Annotated in this window: 10 protein-coding genes and 1 tRNA gene; 9 read left to right on the plus strand and 2 right to left on the minus strand. The window is 41.1% G+C overall.

All coding sequences use genetic code 11. The features are described from left to right. Nucleotides 1-5 precede the first annotated feature (5 nt). Nucleotides 6-962, plus strand: coding sequence for an acetyl-CoA carboxylase carboxyltransferase subunit alpha (locus AC1D0K_RS20000; protein ID WP_295716685.1), 957 nt, complete (start codon nucleotides 6-8; stop codon nucleotides 960-962). A gap of 246 nt (nucleotides 963-1,208) precedes the next feature. On the opposite strand, the gene AC1D0K_RS20005 is transcribed toward AC1D0K_RS20000, so the two are convergent. Then, nucleotides 1,209-4,343: a glycosyltransferase family 117 protein gene (locus tag AC1D0K_RS20005; RefSeq protein WP_477393296.1), complete on the minus strand. Its 3,135-nt coding sequence runs from the start codon at nucleotides 4,341-4,343 to the stop codon at nucleotides 1,209-1,211. 215 nt (nucleotides 4,344-4,558) lie between these two features. Here AC1D0K_RS20005 and AC1D0K_RS20010 point away from each other — a divergent pair. The 8 genes from AC1D0K_RS20010 (at nucleotide 4,559) to AC1D0K_RS20045 (ending at nucleotide 12,846) form a co-directional block, all read left to right on the plus strand. Beyond that, a tRNA-Gln gene (locus AC1D0K_RS20010) sits at nucleotides 4,559-4,629 on the plus strand. A 176-nt stretch (nucleotides 4,630-4,805) separates the two neighbouring features. Next, the gene (locus AC1D0K_RS20015; protein ID WP_295716689.1) at nucleotides 4,806-5,750 is read left to right on the plus strand and encodes a ribose-phosphate pyrophosphokinase; all 945 of its coding nucleotides are present in this window, start codon (nucleotides 4,806-4,808) and stop codon (nucleotides 5,748-5,750) included. 144 nt (nucleotides 5,751-5,894) lie between these two features. After that, nucleotides 5,895-6,479 (plus strand): 50S ribosomal protein L25/general stress protein Ctc, encoded by a 585-nt coding sequence (locus tag AC1D0K_RS20020; protein ID WP_295716690.1) that lies wholly within the window; start codon nucleotides 5,895-5,897, stop codon nucleotides 6,477-6,479. A gap of 110 nt (nucleotides 6,480-6,589) precedes the next feature. Then, nucleotides 6,590-6,949, plus strand: coding sequence for a four helix bundle protein (locus AC1D0K_RS20025; protein WP_477393299.1), 360 nt, complete (start codon nucleotides 6,590-6,592; stop codon nucleotides 6,947-6,949). 232 nt (nucleotides 6,950-7,181) lie between these two features. Then, nucleotides 7,182-7,742, plus strand: coding sequence for an aminoacyl-tRNA hydrolase (pth, locus tag AC1D0K_RS20030; protein WP_477393301.1), 561 nt, complete (start codon nucleotides 7,182-7,184; stop codon nucleotides 7,740-7,742). A 107-nt stretch (nucleotides 7,743-7,849) separates the two neighbouring features. Beyond that, complete coding sequence (locus AC1D0K_RS20035) at nucleotides 7,850-10,309, plus strand: TonB-dependent receptor (RefSeq protein WP_477393303.1); 2,460 nt, start codon at nucleotides 7,850-7,852, stop codon at nucleotides 10,307-10,309. Nucleotides 10,310-10,318: 9 nt separating this feature from the next. After that, nucleotides 10,319-10,669, plus strand: coding sequence for a Spx/MgsR family RNA polymerase-binding regulatory protein (locus AC1D0K_RS20040; protein WP_477393305.1), 351 nt, complete (start codon nucleotides 10,319-10,321; stop codon nucleotides 10,667-10,669). Between the two features lie 173 nt (nucleotides 10,670-10,842). Then, nucleotides 10,843-12,846 carry a M1 family metallopeptidase gene (locus AC1D0K_RS20045; protein WP_477393307.1) on the plus strand — a complete coding sequence of 668 codons (2,004 nt, stop codon included), beginning with the start codon at nucleotides 10,843-10,845 and terminating at the stop codon, nucleotides 12,844-12,846. 299 nt (nucleotides 12,847-13,145) lie between these two features. Here AC1D0K_RS20045 and bshC read toward each other — a convergent pair whose 3' ends face one another. Next, nucleotides 13,146-14,738: a bacillithiol biosynthesis cysteine-adding enzyme BshC gene (gene bshC / locus AC1D0K_RS20050; RefSeq protein WP_477393309.1), complete on the minus strand. Its 1,593-nt coding sequence runs from the start codon at nucleotides 14,736-14,738 to the stop codon at nucleotides 13,146-13,148. Nucleotides 14,739-14,761 lie beyond the last annotated feature (23 nt).

Below are 14,761 nucleotides of genomic sequence, written 5' to 3' on the forward strand. Positions count from 1 at the left end.
AGTGTATGAAAATAACTTTTGATTTTGAAAAACCACTGGCTGAGCTGATGCAGCAGATTGAAAAGGTGAAGCAGGTTGAGGATAAAAATAAGCTCGACATGTCTGCAACAGTGGCAGAACTTGAAGCTAAGCTTGAAACTACCAAAAAAGAAATATATGCTAACCTTAACGGCTGGCAAAAAGTGCAGATCTCCCGGCACCCCGAGCGGCCGTACACCCTGCAATATATTGAGCTGATGTGCGATGATTTTATTGAGTTGCACGGCGACCGTACAGTTGGCGATGATAAAGCCATCATAGGCGGTTTCGGGACCCTAAACGGTCAAACTGTAATGTTTATTGGTCAGCAAAAGGGGCGTAATACAAAAGAGCGTCAGTACCGTAATTTTGGTATGGCTAACCCAGAGGGTTATCGTAAGGCGCTGCGGTTAATGAAAATGGCCGAAAAATTCAACAAACCGGTTGTTACTTTGATTGATACGCCGGGTGCATTCCCTGGTTTAGAAGCGGAAGAACGCGGACAAGGCGAAGCTATAGCCCGTAACCTGCTCGAAATGTCGATACTTAAAGTTCCTATCATCTGCGTTATTATTGGCGAAGGTGCATCAGGAGGCGCCTTAGGTATAGGTATAGGCGATAGGGTTTTGATGCTTGATAATTCATGGTATTCTGTAATATCTCCTGAAAACTGTTCAACCATTCTTTGGAAAACCTGGGAAAATAAAGAACGTGCTGCCGAAGTATTAAAATTGACTTCGACAGAAATGTTAAAGAACAGACTGATAGATGGGGTGATTAAAGAACCACTTGGTGGCGCTCACCAGGATCCGGTTGCTATGGCAGCCACCCTAAAAAAACAATTGCTTAAGGATCTTAAGATGCTTAAAGAAAAAGATGTTACTGAACTGGTTAACGAACGCATCGAAAAATTCTGTTCGATGGGTGTGGTGAACGAAGGGTAATCTTTGGAGCAAGGAGCAAGGACTTCGGACAAAGGATTTTCAGACGAAGGACAAGAACTTTATAATCAACAAAAAAGCGGCATTTGCCGCTTTTTTGTTTTCATCCCTTTTGTCATGCCATTGACAAGTGCAGAACCCCTGACTTACGAAGTTTTTAAAACTTCGTAAGTCTTTCGCCGATTTGCCATAAAAAAAGGCAAGAGTCTTAATTCCTGACTCTTGCCTCTTGATTCTCAACGGCCGTTACTATTTAGATCCCATTCCCAGCTTTTTCTCATAATCCCTAAGCTGTGCGCTGAATTTGGTATTAAGATCTGTTTGTTTATAGTTTTTGGTATACTCGGTTAAACCATTTAACATAGACATGGAGTATTGAATATCCCGGCTGTCAATACTTACTTCGCCACTTTGCAAAAGCGTGTAATTATAAGCTAACAGGTTGGTTACGTAATCATCAACCAGGTTTGCCAGTTTATTTCCCAGCTGTACTTCGCCAACGCGATAAGCTGTCTCTATCAAATAATACTTACGTATTGCTATCTCAGTATTAGGAATGTTATCAGGCATAACCTCGTCATATTTTTTGAAGACATTTCTTGCCATATCAGGATGTCCCTCTTTAAGCAGGTTATCGGCCAGGGTTGAATAAAGTCTTGAAATTAAAGGGTAAAACATGGTGTTTGACTCATGGTCAAGATAGCTGGCATTTTTCATGTTACCCCATTTATATTGCGTCATCATGTTATGATACATTACCGGTGTATTGGTAACTTCGGCCTGGCCAGCGGTGGTATCCGGCTTTAATGGAAGCAAACGATTAGCAAAGCCTTCGCTGTATAAATATTTACCAAGTCCAATCAGGTTTTCGTCAGGTACGGTTGTGGCAAAATAGATTGGTCTTTTCCAGTTATTGTGGGCCAGTATATCCATCATCGCTAAAACATCCTTAGTAACATATTTACCGCTAAAAGTCCAATCCATTTCTGGTGTAATTTTGTCCTTTTGGCTGGCAGATACAGTTTGGGTTTTTACCACGTCATCAGCATTAACCGTTAACTTAAAGTTTTTGGTTGGCAGGTAATTACCCATATCGCCATTGCCATACTCTGTCATCGCAGCTTTATTATCCGATGTGATGAAATCAAATACTTCTTTCAGTTCTACAGAGCCGGGTAATTTTTGGTCGTTAAAATAAATTACATCACGTACGCCCGGTTTAAATTTATCATAAGGCATGCTGATAGGCAATGGCTCAGACTGGTTCATTTTGTTTTTCATCCCGCGGATGTACCAATCGGTACCCAGCAGGCTTAAGTTTACAATACGTACATCGGGCCTTACATTTTCAACCTCCTGGATGTACCATAGGGGGTAGGTATCATTATCGGCATAGGTAAACAAAATGGCATTAGGCGCACATGAGTTAAGGTAATTATAAGCCATATCATGCGGCGTAAGCTTGGTTGAGCGGTTATGATCATCCCATTCCTGGTTGGCCATTAACACTGGGGCTCCCAATAAACATACCACGGTGGCAATAATGCCGCTGGTTTTCGCATTCAATTTTTTACTAAGCAAGTCGGCAATTCCCATAACACCAAGCCCAATCCAAATGGCAAACGCGTAAAACGAGCCCGCATAGGCATAGTCCCGCTCGCGTGGCTGCAACGGGTCCTGGTTTAGATATAAAACAATGGCTAAGCCGGTAAAAAAGAATAGTACACCTACAACGCCCGCATTTTTCTGGTCGCGTTTAAAATGAAAGAACAAGCCTGCCAGGCCTATGATAAGGGGCAGAAAGAATAAGCGGTTATAACTTTTGCTTTTGGTAACCGCATCGGGCAATTGTTTGTTAAAGTTCCAGCCGCTTATCCAGTTACCATCGGCAGCACTGTTGCTGGTTTGGCCATCCAGGTCATTGGTACGACCAACAAAGTTCCAAAGGAAATAACGGGTATACATTTGGTTAACCTGCCAGGTGCCAAAAAAGCCCAGGTTGGTTGCAAAAGTGGGCTTTTCGCCATCAGCTAATTTACTCCAGGCGCGATAAAACTGTGGATGCCCGGCCTTATCGCTAAACATTCGCGGAAATATGGTGTTGCGATCATAAATGGTGGTTAGCTTTTTACCGGCAATTTCATATTTGGTTTTACCTCTACGGTAAATTGTTGCGCCCTCGGTTTGGTCTGTTGGGGTTGAGTCAAAAAACTGGCCGTAAAGCAATGGCGTATCGCCGTACTGATCGCGGTTTAAATAGCCGTTAAGCGCAAAGGCATCCTGTGGGTCGCTGTTATTTAAGTTGGGATCGGCTTTTGCCCTTACCACAATCATTACAAATGAGCTATAACCAAACAGGATAAAGAGCAGGCAAACAAAAAAGCTATTAAGGGCGAAACGTTTTTCGCGTATTTTAACCACATACTCCAGCAGTAGTAAAACTAAGATGCCCACTATAGCGCCCAAATAACTGGCGCTAATTCCAAGTGCCAGGATAAAGCAAATGGCAGAAGCTATGATTGCTGTATTTGATTGTTTAATGGTATAATATATTCCCGATACAATGGTTGCTACAAGCAAAACAAAAAATAGAACAGCACCGCTGCCGAAGCTCATTCCCAGGGTGTTTACAAAAAATAGATCGGAGAAGGCCGCTCCCTTTACAGTAAACTGTATAACTCCCCATAACACAAAAGCTACGGATACAATACCTGCAAAAAACGATAGTAAAGTACCTTGTGTGGTAATGTTTTTTGCCTTACGGAAATAAATTACCAATGCTATAGCAGGTATTACCAATAGGTTTAAAAGGTGAATACCAATTGATAAGCCCATGATATAAGCAATAAATACAATCCATCTGTTAGCATGAGGTTCATCGGCGTGGGCTTCCCATTTTAATATGGCCCAGAAAACAATGGCTGTACACAAAGATGACTGTGCATAAACTTCAGACTCAACTGCCGAAAACCAGAAGGTATCAGACCAGGCATAAGCTAAAGCGCCAACCAGTCCCGAGCCTATTATAATGATCAAATGGGTGGGGTTAATATCTTCGGCTTTTTTAACCAGCATCTTTTTGGCAAGGGAGGTTACCGTCCAAAACAAGAACATAATAGTTGCCCCGCTGGCAATTGCCGATGCCATATTAGCCCAGTAGGCTACTTTGGTATTATCGCCCATAGATAGCAGCGTAAACACTTTGCCTATCATGGTGAACAATGGTGCTCCGGGCTGGTGGGCTACCTGCAAACGAAAGATACAGGCAATAAATTCGCCGCAATCCCAAAAGCTGGATGATGGTTCAAGCGTTAAAATGTAGGTTAAAGTAGCGATAACAAAGGCTATCCAGCCAAAAATATTGTTGATCTTATTGTAGTTCATGTCAGGATATTTTCGATAGAAAAAGGTTTTATATAGCCGAAAGTAAGAAAAACTATCACGATGCTGAAACCAAAACCGCCTTATTAACACTTTTTAACGCATTTTGCGCTGTAAAACAGCGATATACATACTTTTTTAAAATTCTATTTTGAGAGTTAAAAAATCGTCTTATATTTGCATTCCTTTTCGGAGAGTAAAAACAAACCAAAGGAGATTGCCTGATAGTATAATGGTAGTACGACGGTTTTTGGTACCGTTTGTCTAGGTTCGAATCCTGGTCGGGCAACATTAAGATTTCGGATTTCGATTTTTTAATTTCGGATTTACTCCGGTTTAGAAAATTGAAATCCGAATTGTGTTTTAGGAGGTTACTAACGAAGTAGTTAAGGCTTACCATAATGGTAAGGAATTGAAATTAACTAAATCCGAAATCAAACATCCGAAATTCAAAATCAAGAAGAAATGCCCTTACAATTTAATCCGGTTAAATTATTTGCAGGTTCAGGCTCAAAAGAGTTGGCGCAAAAAATTGCTGAAGCTTACGGCCGCGATCTTGGCGATGTAGTGCTCTCGCGTTTTAGTGATGGTGAATTTCAACCACATTTTAATGAATCTGTTAGGGGATGCGATGTGTTCCTTATCCAATCTACCCACCAACCTACTGATAACCTGATGGAATTACTGATGATGATTGATGCCGCCCGTCGTGCATCGGCTCATTATGTAAACGCCGTTATTCCTTATTTTGGTTTGGCAAGGCAGGATAGGAAAGATAAACCCCGCGTTGCCATAAGTGCAAAGCTGGTTGCCAATTTATTGGTTGCCGCAGGGATTGATCGCATTATGACGATGGATTTGCACGCGGCACAGATACAGGGCTTTTTTGATATCCCTGTTGATCACCTTGATGCATCAATCATTTTTGTACCGTATATAAAAAGCCTGGGCTTAGGTAATTTAACCATTGCTTCGCCGGATATGGGTGGCTCATACAGGGCGCGCAGTTTCGCAAAGTTTTTTAATGCCGAAGTGGTTATTTGTGATAAACGCCGTAAACGCGCCAATGAAATTGAGTCCATGACACTGATAGGTGATGTAACCGATCAGGATATTGTGCTTATAGATGATATTTGCGATACTGCCGGTACATTGGCTAAAGCAGCAGGCCTGATCATGGAGCGTGGTGCACGTAGCGTGCGCGCGGTTTGTACACACCCGGTATTATCAGGTAAAGCATATGAAACTATTGAAAATTCGGCTTTAACCGAATTGATAGTGACCGATACTATACCATTGAAACACCAAAGCCCTAAAATAAGGGTATTATCAACTGCCGAGCTTTTTGCGAAGGCAATAATCAACGTAAACGAACATGGCTCAATAAGCCAGCTGTTTAAGGTAGATTAAGATAGGCTTATGGTTCATTGTTGATGGTTCATAGAAGCGCCATCTACGCTGAACATTTAAAAACGAAAAAGAACTTATGGGGAAAAGGCCATGAACAATGATCTATGAACCATGAACTAACAATAAATAATAAAATAAAAAACAATGAAATCAATTGCTATTAGCGGTTCTCCAAGAGAGAACGTAGGGAAAAGAGACGCTAAAGAACTGCGTTACCAGGGCTTAGTGCCTGCAGTACTTTACGGTGGGCCAACTCAAACCCACTTTTCAGTGTCCGCAGCTGATTTGAGAGCCGTAGTTTACACTCCGGTTGTTCATTTCATCGATCTTGATGTTGCTGGTGTTAAATCACAGGCTATTATTAAAGATATGCAGTTTCACCCTTTAACTGAACAACTTATCCACATAGACTTTTTATTGCTTGACGAGAAAAAGCCTATCACTATCGAGATCCCTGTTAAATTAACCGGAACTTCTCCAGGTGTTAAAGTGGGTGGTAAATTAGTTCAAAAACTAAGGAAACTGCGCATCAAAGCATTGCCTAAAGATCATTTAGATGCTATTGAAGTAAGCATCGAAAGCCTTGAAGTTGGTAAATCAGTTAAGGTTTCAGATTTGAAACTGGAAACATTGATTATCACCAATGCTGTAGAGGATACTATCGTATCAGTTACTACTTCACGTGCATTACGTCAGGCTGAGCAGGAAGCTGCTTCAGGTAAAAAATAATTTACCCTGATTAAAAAAAACGCGATAGGCTTATGCCCATCGCGTTTTTTTTTGACAAAAGATTTTCGGATTTTCGGACAAAGGACTCTTTAGGATAAATTAGTGACGCCATGTTAAAACATAACTTTAGACAGTTGAGGATTTGGATCGATTCGGTGGAATTGACAAAGGATATTTATCAGCTTACCCAAAAGTTTTCTAATGACCATCGTTTTGGCATTTCAAGTCAGCTTTACAGAGCGGCTGTTTCTATTCCATCAAACATTGCGGAAGGCTCTGCACGTAAATCTGAAAAGGATTTCGGCCATTTCTTATCAATTAGCTTAGGTTCGGCATTTGAACTGGAAACGCAATTAATCATTGCCGAACAATGTAATTTGTGCAATGATACAGATTACCCAAAGTTGCTCAACAAAGTTCACACGCTTCAAAAGCAGATTATCGCATTTAAAAACACGATAGCAACATAACACCAAAGTCTTTTCTTAGAGGGTTCTTTTTTATCGGCGAAAACTAAAAGTCTCTCTTCTGAAAATTTGAAAGGCGCCGTCCCAAAGTCCGAATATCTGATAGTCCTTTGTCCGAACGTCCAAAAGATAGTCCTTTCTCCGAACATCTGATAGTCCTTCGTCCGAACATCCAAAAGTCCGAACGTCCTTTGTCCGAACATCCGAAAGTCTTCTTATCTTTGCTCCGCAAAAAATGAAATATCTAATTGTTGGTTTAGGAAATATAGGGCCGGAGTATGCTGATACCCGGCATAACATAGGGTTTATGGTGTTGGATGAATTAGCTAAACAGGAAGGGGCTAAATTTTACCACATGCGCCTGGCGTATTATAGTGAGGTATCATTCAAAGGCCGTACGCTGCATTTAATAAAACCAACAACCTATATGAACCTGAGTGGCAAGGCAATGAACCACTGGATGCAGGATCTGAAGATTCCCTTGGAGAATGTTTTGGTAATCGTGGATGATATTGCTTTACCATTAGGTACTTTGCGTTTAAAACCCAAAGGCAGCGCTGCCGGTCACAATGGGTTGAAGCATATTGAAGCTACCGTTGGGCACAATAATTATGCGCGCTTACGCTTTGGCGTTGGCGATAATTACCCTAAAGGCCGCCAGGTTGATTACGTATTGAGTGGCTTTGATGATGATGAAAAGCCAGAACTGCCCGCTTTAATAGACCGGTCCATAGAAATGATTAAAAGTTTCGCAACTATTGGTACCGAATTAACCATGACCAGGTTCAATAAGTAATTCTTTTCCGCTGTAAACTAAGTGATTAGTTAAAAAATGTTAAATACTTTCCGGTTTTTGCAACGACGGCGTATCTTGTAGCGTCTTATTACCTAAATGCCTTATGAATGAAACATTTTTTACTAACCTTAATTTGCTGTTACATCTCTATACTGGCAATTGCACAAGCACCAAATACAGCCAACGTAACTATTAAAGGCGTAGTTATCGACTCTGCCGTTAATAAGCCATTAGGTTATGTTACCGTTATGTTGCAGGATGCCGGTACAAAGGCATCAGTAAAAAGCACACTTACCAAAAATGATGGCAGCTTTGAGCTGAATGCACCTGATGGCAAAACCTACCAGTTAGCTGTTGCTTCTATAGGCCTTGCTTCAAAAGTTTTGCCTGTAAAACATGGAGGAACTGTATTTGATGCAGGTAAAATTTACATGTCGGCTTCCAGCAAGCAACTGAACGAGGTAAGCATTACTGCCGTACGGCCCGTGATGAAACAGGAGGTTGATCGCCTGAGCTATGATGTACAGGCCGATCCGGAGAGTAAGGCGATATCAGCTTTGGATATGATGCGTAAGGTTCCTTTGCTCTCTGTTGATGGTGATGATAAGATCAAACTAAAGGGAAGCGGGAATTATAAAATATTGATCAACGGAAAGGAATCGGCTTTGATGGCCAAAAATCCTTCGGATGTGTTAAAATCTATGCCGGCCACCAATATCGAAAAGATTGAGGTGATCACCACGCCACCCGCCAAGTACGATGCCGAAGGCTTATCAGGTATCATTAATATCATCACCAAAAAAAATGTCGACCAGGGTTATAACGGCAGCATCAATTCGCGCTATAACAGCATCTGGGGACCCGGTTTTAATCTTAACGGAACAGTAAAACAGGGTAAGTTTGGCCTGGCAGGTTATGCAGGTTTTGGTCATCAAAACTTAAATAATAATTACTTTACCAACACGCAGAATCAGTTTGCTCAAAATACCACCATATTACAAAAAGGTACAGGTACCTTTGGCGGCAATTATCGTTACGGCGATTTTGAGCTAAGCTACGAGATAGATTCCCTTAACCTGCTCACTGGCTCGGTTGAAATTTTCCAGGGAGAGTTTATACAGGACAATGACCTCATATCGGCTCAAACTAACCGCAACGGTTTAACACAGGGCTACCACCAGTTAACCGATGGTTATAACCATGATCGGGGATTTGATGCGGCCCTTAATTACCAGATAGGTTTTAAAAAGCATAAAGACGAATTGCTTACCCTGTCTTATAAATATAGTTATTCACCAGGCACCCAGTTTGCCGATAACGTATTTGCAGACAGGGTTAATTATAGCCAGCAAATACAGCCCGATTTTAGGCAGTATAACAAAGCCGGTAATAAAGAGCATACCCTTCAGTTAGATTATGCTTACCCGCTTAAAACTATCAGCATTGAAACCGGTGCAAAAGCCATCTTCCGCAAAAACTTCAGCGATTTCAGGCGCGAGGACCGCGACTCGCTTACTAATAATTATTTAGTTAATACCGGTCAGACTAACGTATTTGATTATCAGCAAAATGTTTACAGCGTATATAATTCGTACCAATTAAAATTCAGCAAGTGGACTGGTAAAGGCGGCTTAAGATTGGAGCATACACAGGTGAGCGCCGATTTTTCGGGAACACCTCTTGATAAAGGATACAATAACCTGATTCCTTCAGTTTCAATTCAAAGGAGCTTAAAAAGCAGTAGCATCAGTTTGGGGTTTACACAGCGTATTCAACGCCCTGGCATATACCAGCTGAATCCGTTTATAGATAGATCGAACCCTAAATTTCTTAATACCGGTAATCCCGACCTAAGTCCGGAGCTTAATAATACGTTTGAGCTTACGTATAGTAATTTTTCAAAAGGTTCCATTAATGCGAGCTTAAGCTATGCGTTTTCAAACAATGCCATACAAAATGTAACCAGCATAAGTATTGATAGTACGGCAAATGGCAAGCGCGATACGGTTACTACCACTACTTATCAAAACTTAGGCAGTAACCGCAGCCTGGGTTTAAATATCAACACTAATTATTCTATCACAAAAAGGTTCACCATCAACTTAAATGCCCGTTTAACACATGTTTGGTTAAAGGGAACTTATAACGGGCAGTTTTATAAAAATGATGGATATACAGGTAATGCGTTTGCCAACCTTGCTTATAAGTTTGATAGCGGCTACCGTTTTGGTATTGATGCCGGGTATTTTAGCGGCGATGTAACCCTGCAGGGTAAAAACGGGCATGGCATATTTTCATCATATGTAGTAGGCAAAGAGTTTCTTAAAAAAACACTTACCATATCATTGGTAGCAAACAATCCCTACAGTAAATACCGCATATATAAATCATACACCAATACGCCCGCTTTTTCACAATCATCGGTTTACCAAAACCCTTATCGCAATTTTGCTATCAGGGTTAACTACAAATTTGGTAAGCTTAGCAGCGATATTAAAAAGAACCAGCGCGGCATAAATAACGATGACACCAAAGGTGGGGGTAAAAGTAGTTCCACAAATCAGTAGATTTGCGGCATGAAAGTTTACGGAATTACCAATTGCAATACAGTAAAAAAGGCGCTCGACTGGCTGAAAGCTAATCATGTTGATTACGATTTCCAGGATTTTAAAAAGCTGGGCGTAAGCACAGAAAAGTTGCAGGAATGGGATAGCAAAGCGGGCTACGAAAAATTTATGAACAAACAGGGCCTCACCTGGAAACAGCTTGATCCTGAAGTAAAAGAAAGCGTGAAAACCAATACCGATGCTTTAAAATTACTGCAACAAAAAACCAGCATGATTAAAAGACCGGTTATTGAAGACAATGGCTTCCTGTTTTTTGGCTTTGATGAAAAGGTGTATGAAGAACACTTTTTGAAGAAATGATAAATTATTCAAAATCAATTAAATCTACCTGATTAATAGTGTTTTATAACTTTACTCGTTAAAGCGGCGAATCGGTAACTCAATCCTTAATATTCGCGTAACAATCATTTTACTAGGGTAGTAAAAACGGTTTTTTTAGTATACTTGCTTTGTATTCTAAAAAATTGACTGAAATGAAATTAAAACTGATGGCCGGTTTAAGCATGGCCTGTGTGCTTGCATTTACGGCAGGTAACGCGCAGCAAACCGCAACTCCAGCACCAACAACCTCCCCGGCTTCTGATTACAATTATCACGAAACTTTCGGCCCCCCTTTCTACACTAAAAATGGAACAGAGTTCCGCGCGGCCGATGGCCAGCCGGGCCCTAAATACTGGCAAAACCGTGCTGATTATACTTTAGCCGCTACCTTGAATGATCAAAGTAATGAAATTACCGGATCGGAAGTTTTAACTTATACCAATAACAGTCCGCAAAACCTGGGCTTTTTATGGATGCAGCTTGATCAAAACCTGTTTAAGTTAGATTCACGCGGTACCGCGATAGTACCACCTACAGGTAGCCGTAACTGGGGCCGTGGTGAAGCGTTTGAGGCAGGTTATAAAATTAAATCTGTAAAATACGTAGATGCCAAAGGTATTTCAACCGATATCAAATTTTTGATTAGCGATACGCGTATGCAGGTTTTTTTACCTAAACAGGTAACTGCTAACGGAGGCGTTGCAAAACTAAAAATTGAGTACTCATTTGTATCTCCAAATTACGGATCAGACCGTATGGGTTACCTTGATGATAAAGCATCTAAAAATGGAAAGATCTATACCGTTGCACAATGGTACCCACGCATGTGTGTGTATGACGAGATATTAGGATGGAATACCCAGCCATATACCGGTCCGGGTGAATTTTACCTGGAGTATGGTGATTTTGACTTAAGCATCACTGCACCGTCAAACCATATTGTAGTGGCATCTGGCGAGTTACTGAATCCAACAGAAGTATATACTCCACAACAACAAAAACGTTGGGCACAGGCCGCGCAAAGCGAAAAAACAGTAGTGATCCGCTCTGCATCTGAGGTTACCGAAGCTTCATCGCGCCCGGCAGGTAAATCAACCCTTACCTGGCACTTTAAAATTAAAAATGCAAGGGACGCTTCCTGGGCTTCATCTGCAGCATTTATTGTTGATGCAGCCAAGATGGATTTACCAAGCGGTAAAAAATCAATCGCTATTTCTGCTTACCCTATTGAAAGTGACGGTACTGATGCCTGGGCACGTTCAACCGAGTATGTTAAAAAATCAATTGAATACAATTCATCAAAATGGTTTGAGTTTCCTTACCCTGCCGCTACAGCCGTTGCCGGTATAGTTGGTGGTATGGAATACCCTGGTATTGTTTTTTGCGGGTACAAAGCAAAAAAAGGTGGTTTGTGGGGTGTTAACGACCATGAGTTTGGTCATACCTGGTTCCCGATGATCGTAGGATCAAATGAGCGTTTATATGGCTGGATGGATGAAGGTTTTAATACTTTTATCAATACACTTTCAACAGCTGATTTTAACAACGGAGAGTACAACCGTAAACCCGGTGATATGCACAAAATTGGCGCTAATTTTACAAGACCTGATCTTGAGCCAATGATGAGCCAGCCAGCTAATCTTAAAGAAAAAAATACAGGTACTTTATTATATTCAAAACCAAGTGCTGGTCTTGTTTTGTTGCGCGAGCAGATCTTAGGCCCTGAGCGTTTTGATTTTGCTTTTAAAACTTACATCAACCGTTGGGCATTTAAACATCCAACACCAGATGATTTCTTCCGTACTATTGAAAATGCCTCAGGCGAAAGTTTACAATGGTTTTGGAGGGGATGGTTCCAGAATGACTGGCGTTTGGATGTGGCTGTAAGTGATGTTAAATATGTTGATAACGACGCTTCAAAAGGCGCTATGATCACTATTGATAACCTTGGAAAAATGGCAATGCCGGTTATATTGGAAATAAATACCAAAAGCGGTAAAACAGACAGGATGAAATTACCTGTTGAAGTTTGGGAACGTAATGCTACCTGGACATTCAAATATCCATCAACAGAAGAAATTGAATCTGTTACCTATGACCCGGATAAAGTATTACCGGATTACAACCCCGACAATAACGTTTGGACAAAGAAATAATGAAATACAAAAACCCGGTGAACGCCGGGTTTTTTGTTGAAAACAAAAAGATTGATTTTCTTAAAGAACAGCACATTTGAATAGTGTCCTGTGGGATGCCGAAATAAGTTGGCGTGTTTTGAAAAAAAACTTTTTGTCATCCTGAACGATAGTGAAGGATCTATTCGGAGACTTTACAGGGCGAAGAAGCATGGCGAATAATAGATCCTTCACTGCGTTCAGGATGACAAACTTTTAAAATGTCATTTTTCCTTCGGCGTTTCGCGAAATTTCATCGCTCGGAACGACTTTAAATGAAATTATTTTTCTGTGAGCACTGTAAACTCAAAATCAAGTGGCTCAAAGTGACGGATCAGTTCATCAATGAATAATTGTCCCCATTTTACATACATCAATCCAAAATTTTCGGTACGTTCCTGCAGACTATCTTTGGGGAATAGCTCGGCCTTTACTGCTGATAATTGCTCCAGCCTAACCTCGTAATTACGTTTCTCGGCTTTTATTAATTTCTTTTCCAGGTTATCAACAGCGTGCTTTAGTCTTGCCTGTACAGCTGATGCAGATGGCGATAGGGTAGGGTCTATTTTATATGACCTAAGCTTGATCTTTTCAAAAATTGAAGCCATTTCACGCCATTCACCTTCCAAACTCAGGTTATGGTTGCTGTGTTTTTTTATCCAGTCGGTTTTAAGCTCATCATCTTGTTTAAACAATGCTGCCGTATCCAGATCCATACGCTCAATTTTGGCGGCTTGTTCTTTACGAACCACCAATGCGGAGTTACGCAGGATCAGTATTGGGAAATCTACCTTATAAAAATCAAAGTTTGATTTTAATTCCAGCCAGTAAACCACTTCGGCACCGCCACCTATGTAAGCAATGTTTGGTAAAATGCATTCCTGGTAAAGAGGGCGCATCACTACATTTGGGCTAAAGCGCTCCGGGTAACTGGCAATTTCTTCTTTCAGTTCTGCTTCGGTAAAGCTAATTTCGGTATTCATTACCTGGTAGCTTTCCTGTTCAAACACTACACGTTCGCGCAGGTTATCTTTCAGGTAAAAAAAGTTAATCTCGCGCGGATTAACCTGGATATGTACCCCCAGCTTTTGCAATTGCTCATTGGTGGCAGTTATATTTTTAAAGCTGTTTTGGTTAATGATATCCTGCTCCATAATAGGCGCAAACTGCTTCTTAAACTCGTGATCGTCGGCATCAATAATGACCAAGCCATATTGGCCAAATAGGGCATTTACCAAATAACGGGTGGCATCGGCCAGCTTATCAAATTTTGTATATGCGGTTTCTACAATTTCTGCGACTTCTGTGGCATGGCCCTCCATGCCCAATACTCCTTTGTACTGGTTAAGAGCCTGGCGCATGGTATCGGGGTTTATGCGCCCTGTAGCGCCCGAGGCCTCGTACCACCAATGCACTTTTTTGCCGCCAATGTTGGTATAGTTGATCTCGGCAAAATCATGGTCTTCACTGGCCATCCAGTAAACGGGTACAAAATTTTTATCGGGATGGGCGGCTTTTAACTGCTGCGCCAATTTAATAGCGGTAGCAATTTTGTAAAGGAAATAAAGCGGACCTGCAAAAATATTAAGCTGGTGCCCGGTGGTGATAGTATAAGTACTATCCTCTTTAAGCAGATCAAGGTTGTGTTTTACTACCGATGGATACGGTTCATTATGCGCGTACTGTTTTGATAGCACGCGAAACAATATCTCACGATCGGCAATTGCTTTTTTGTTTTTCAACAGTTCGGCAAAGCCGGCCATATCAGGCCGGTAGCCATAAAACGGTTGAAGATCGGCCCGGTTCCCGATATAATCAATAACTGTGGGCGAAAAAAATCCGGTTTCTTTATAACTTATACAGGAGGCTTCCATTAATCCAAATGTAAAATCATTAC

Source organism: Mucilaginibacter sp. P1_A3 (genome assembly GCF_056406855.1).

What these genes read in the sequence shown, in the direction of transcription:
- AC1D0K_RS20000 (WP_295716685.1), top strand. Translation starts at nt 6, where the DNA reads ATGAAAATAACTTTTGATTTTGAAAAACCACTGGCTGAGCTGATGCAG.
- AC1D0K_RS20005 (WP_477393296.1), bottom strand. Translation starts at nt 4,343, where the DNA reads ATGAACTACAATAAGATCAACAATATTTTTGGCTGGATAGCCTTTGTT.
- AC1D0K_RS20015 (WP_295716689.1), top strand. Translation starts at nt 4,806, where the DNA reads ATGCCCTTACAATTTAATCCGGTTAAATTATTTGCAGGTTCAGGCTCA.
- AC1D0K_RS20020 (WP_295716690.1), top strand. Translation starts at nt 5,895, where the DNA reads ATGAAATCAATTGCTATTAGCGGTTCTCCAAGAGAGAACGTAGGGAAA.
- AC1D0K_RS20025 (WP_477393299.1), top strand. Translation starts at nt 6,590, where the DNA reads ATGTTAAAACATAACTTTAGACAGTTGAGGATTTGGATCGATTCGGTG.
- pth (WP_477393301.1), top strand. Translation starts at nt 7,182, where the DNA reads ATGAAATATCTAATTGTTGGTTTAGGAAATATAGGGCCGGAGTATGCT.
- AC1D0K_RS20035 (WP_477393303.1), top strand. Translation starts at nt 7,850, where the DNA reads ATGAAACATTTTTTACTAACCTTAATTTGCTGTTACATCTCTATACTG.
- AC1D0K_RS20040 (WP_477393305.1), top strand. Translation starts at nt 10,319, where the DNA reads ATGAAAGTTTACGGAATTACCAATTGCAATACAGTAAAAAAGGCGCTC.
- AC1D0K_RS20045 (WP_477393307.1), top strand. Translation starts at nt 10,843, where the DNA reads ATGAAATTAAAACTGATGGCCGGTTTAAGCATGGCCTGTGTGCTTGCA.
- bshC (WP_477393309.1), bottom strand. Translation starts at nt 14,738, where the DNA reads ATGGAAGCCTCCTGTATAAGTTATAAAGAAACCGGATTTTTTTCGCCC.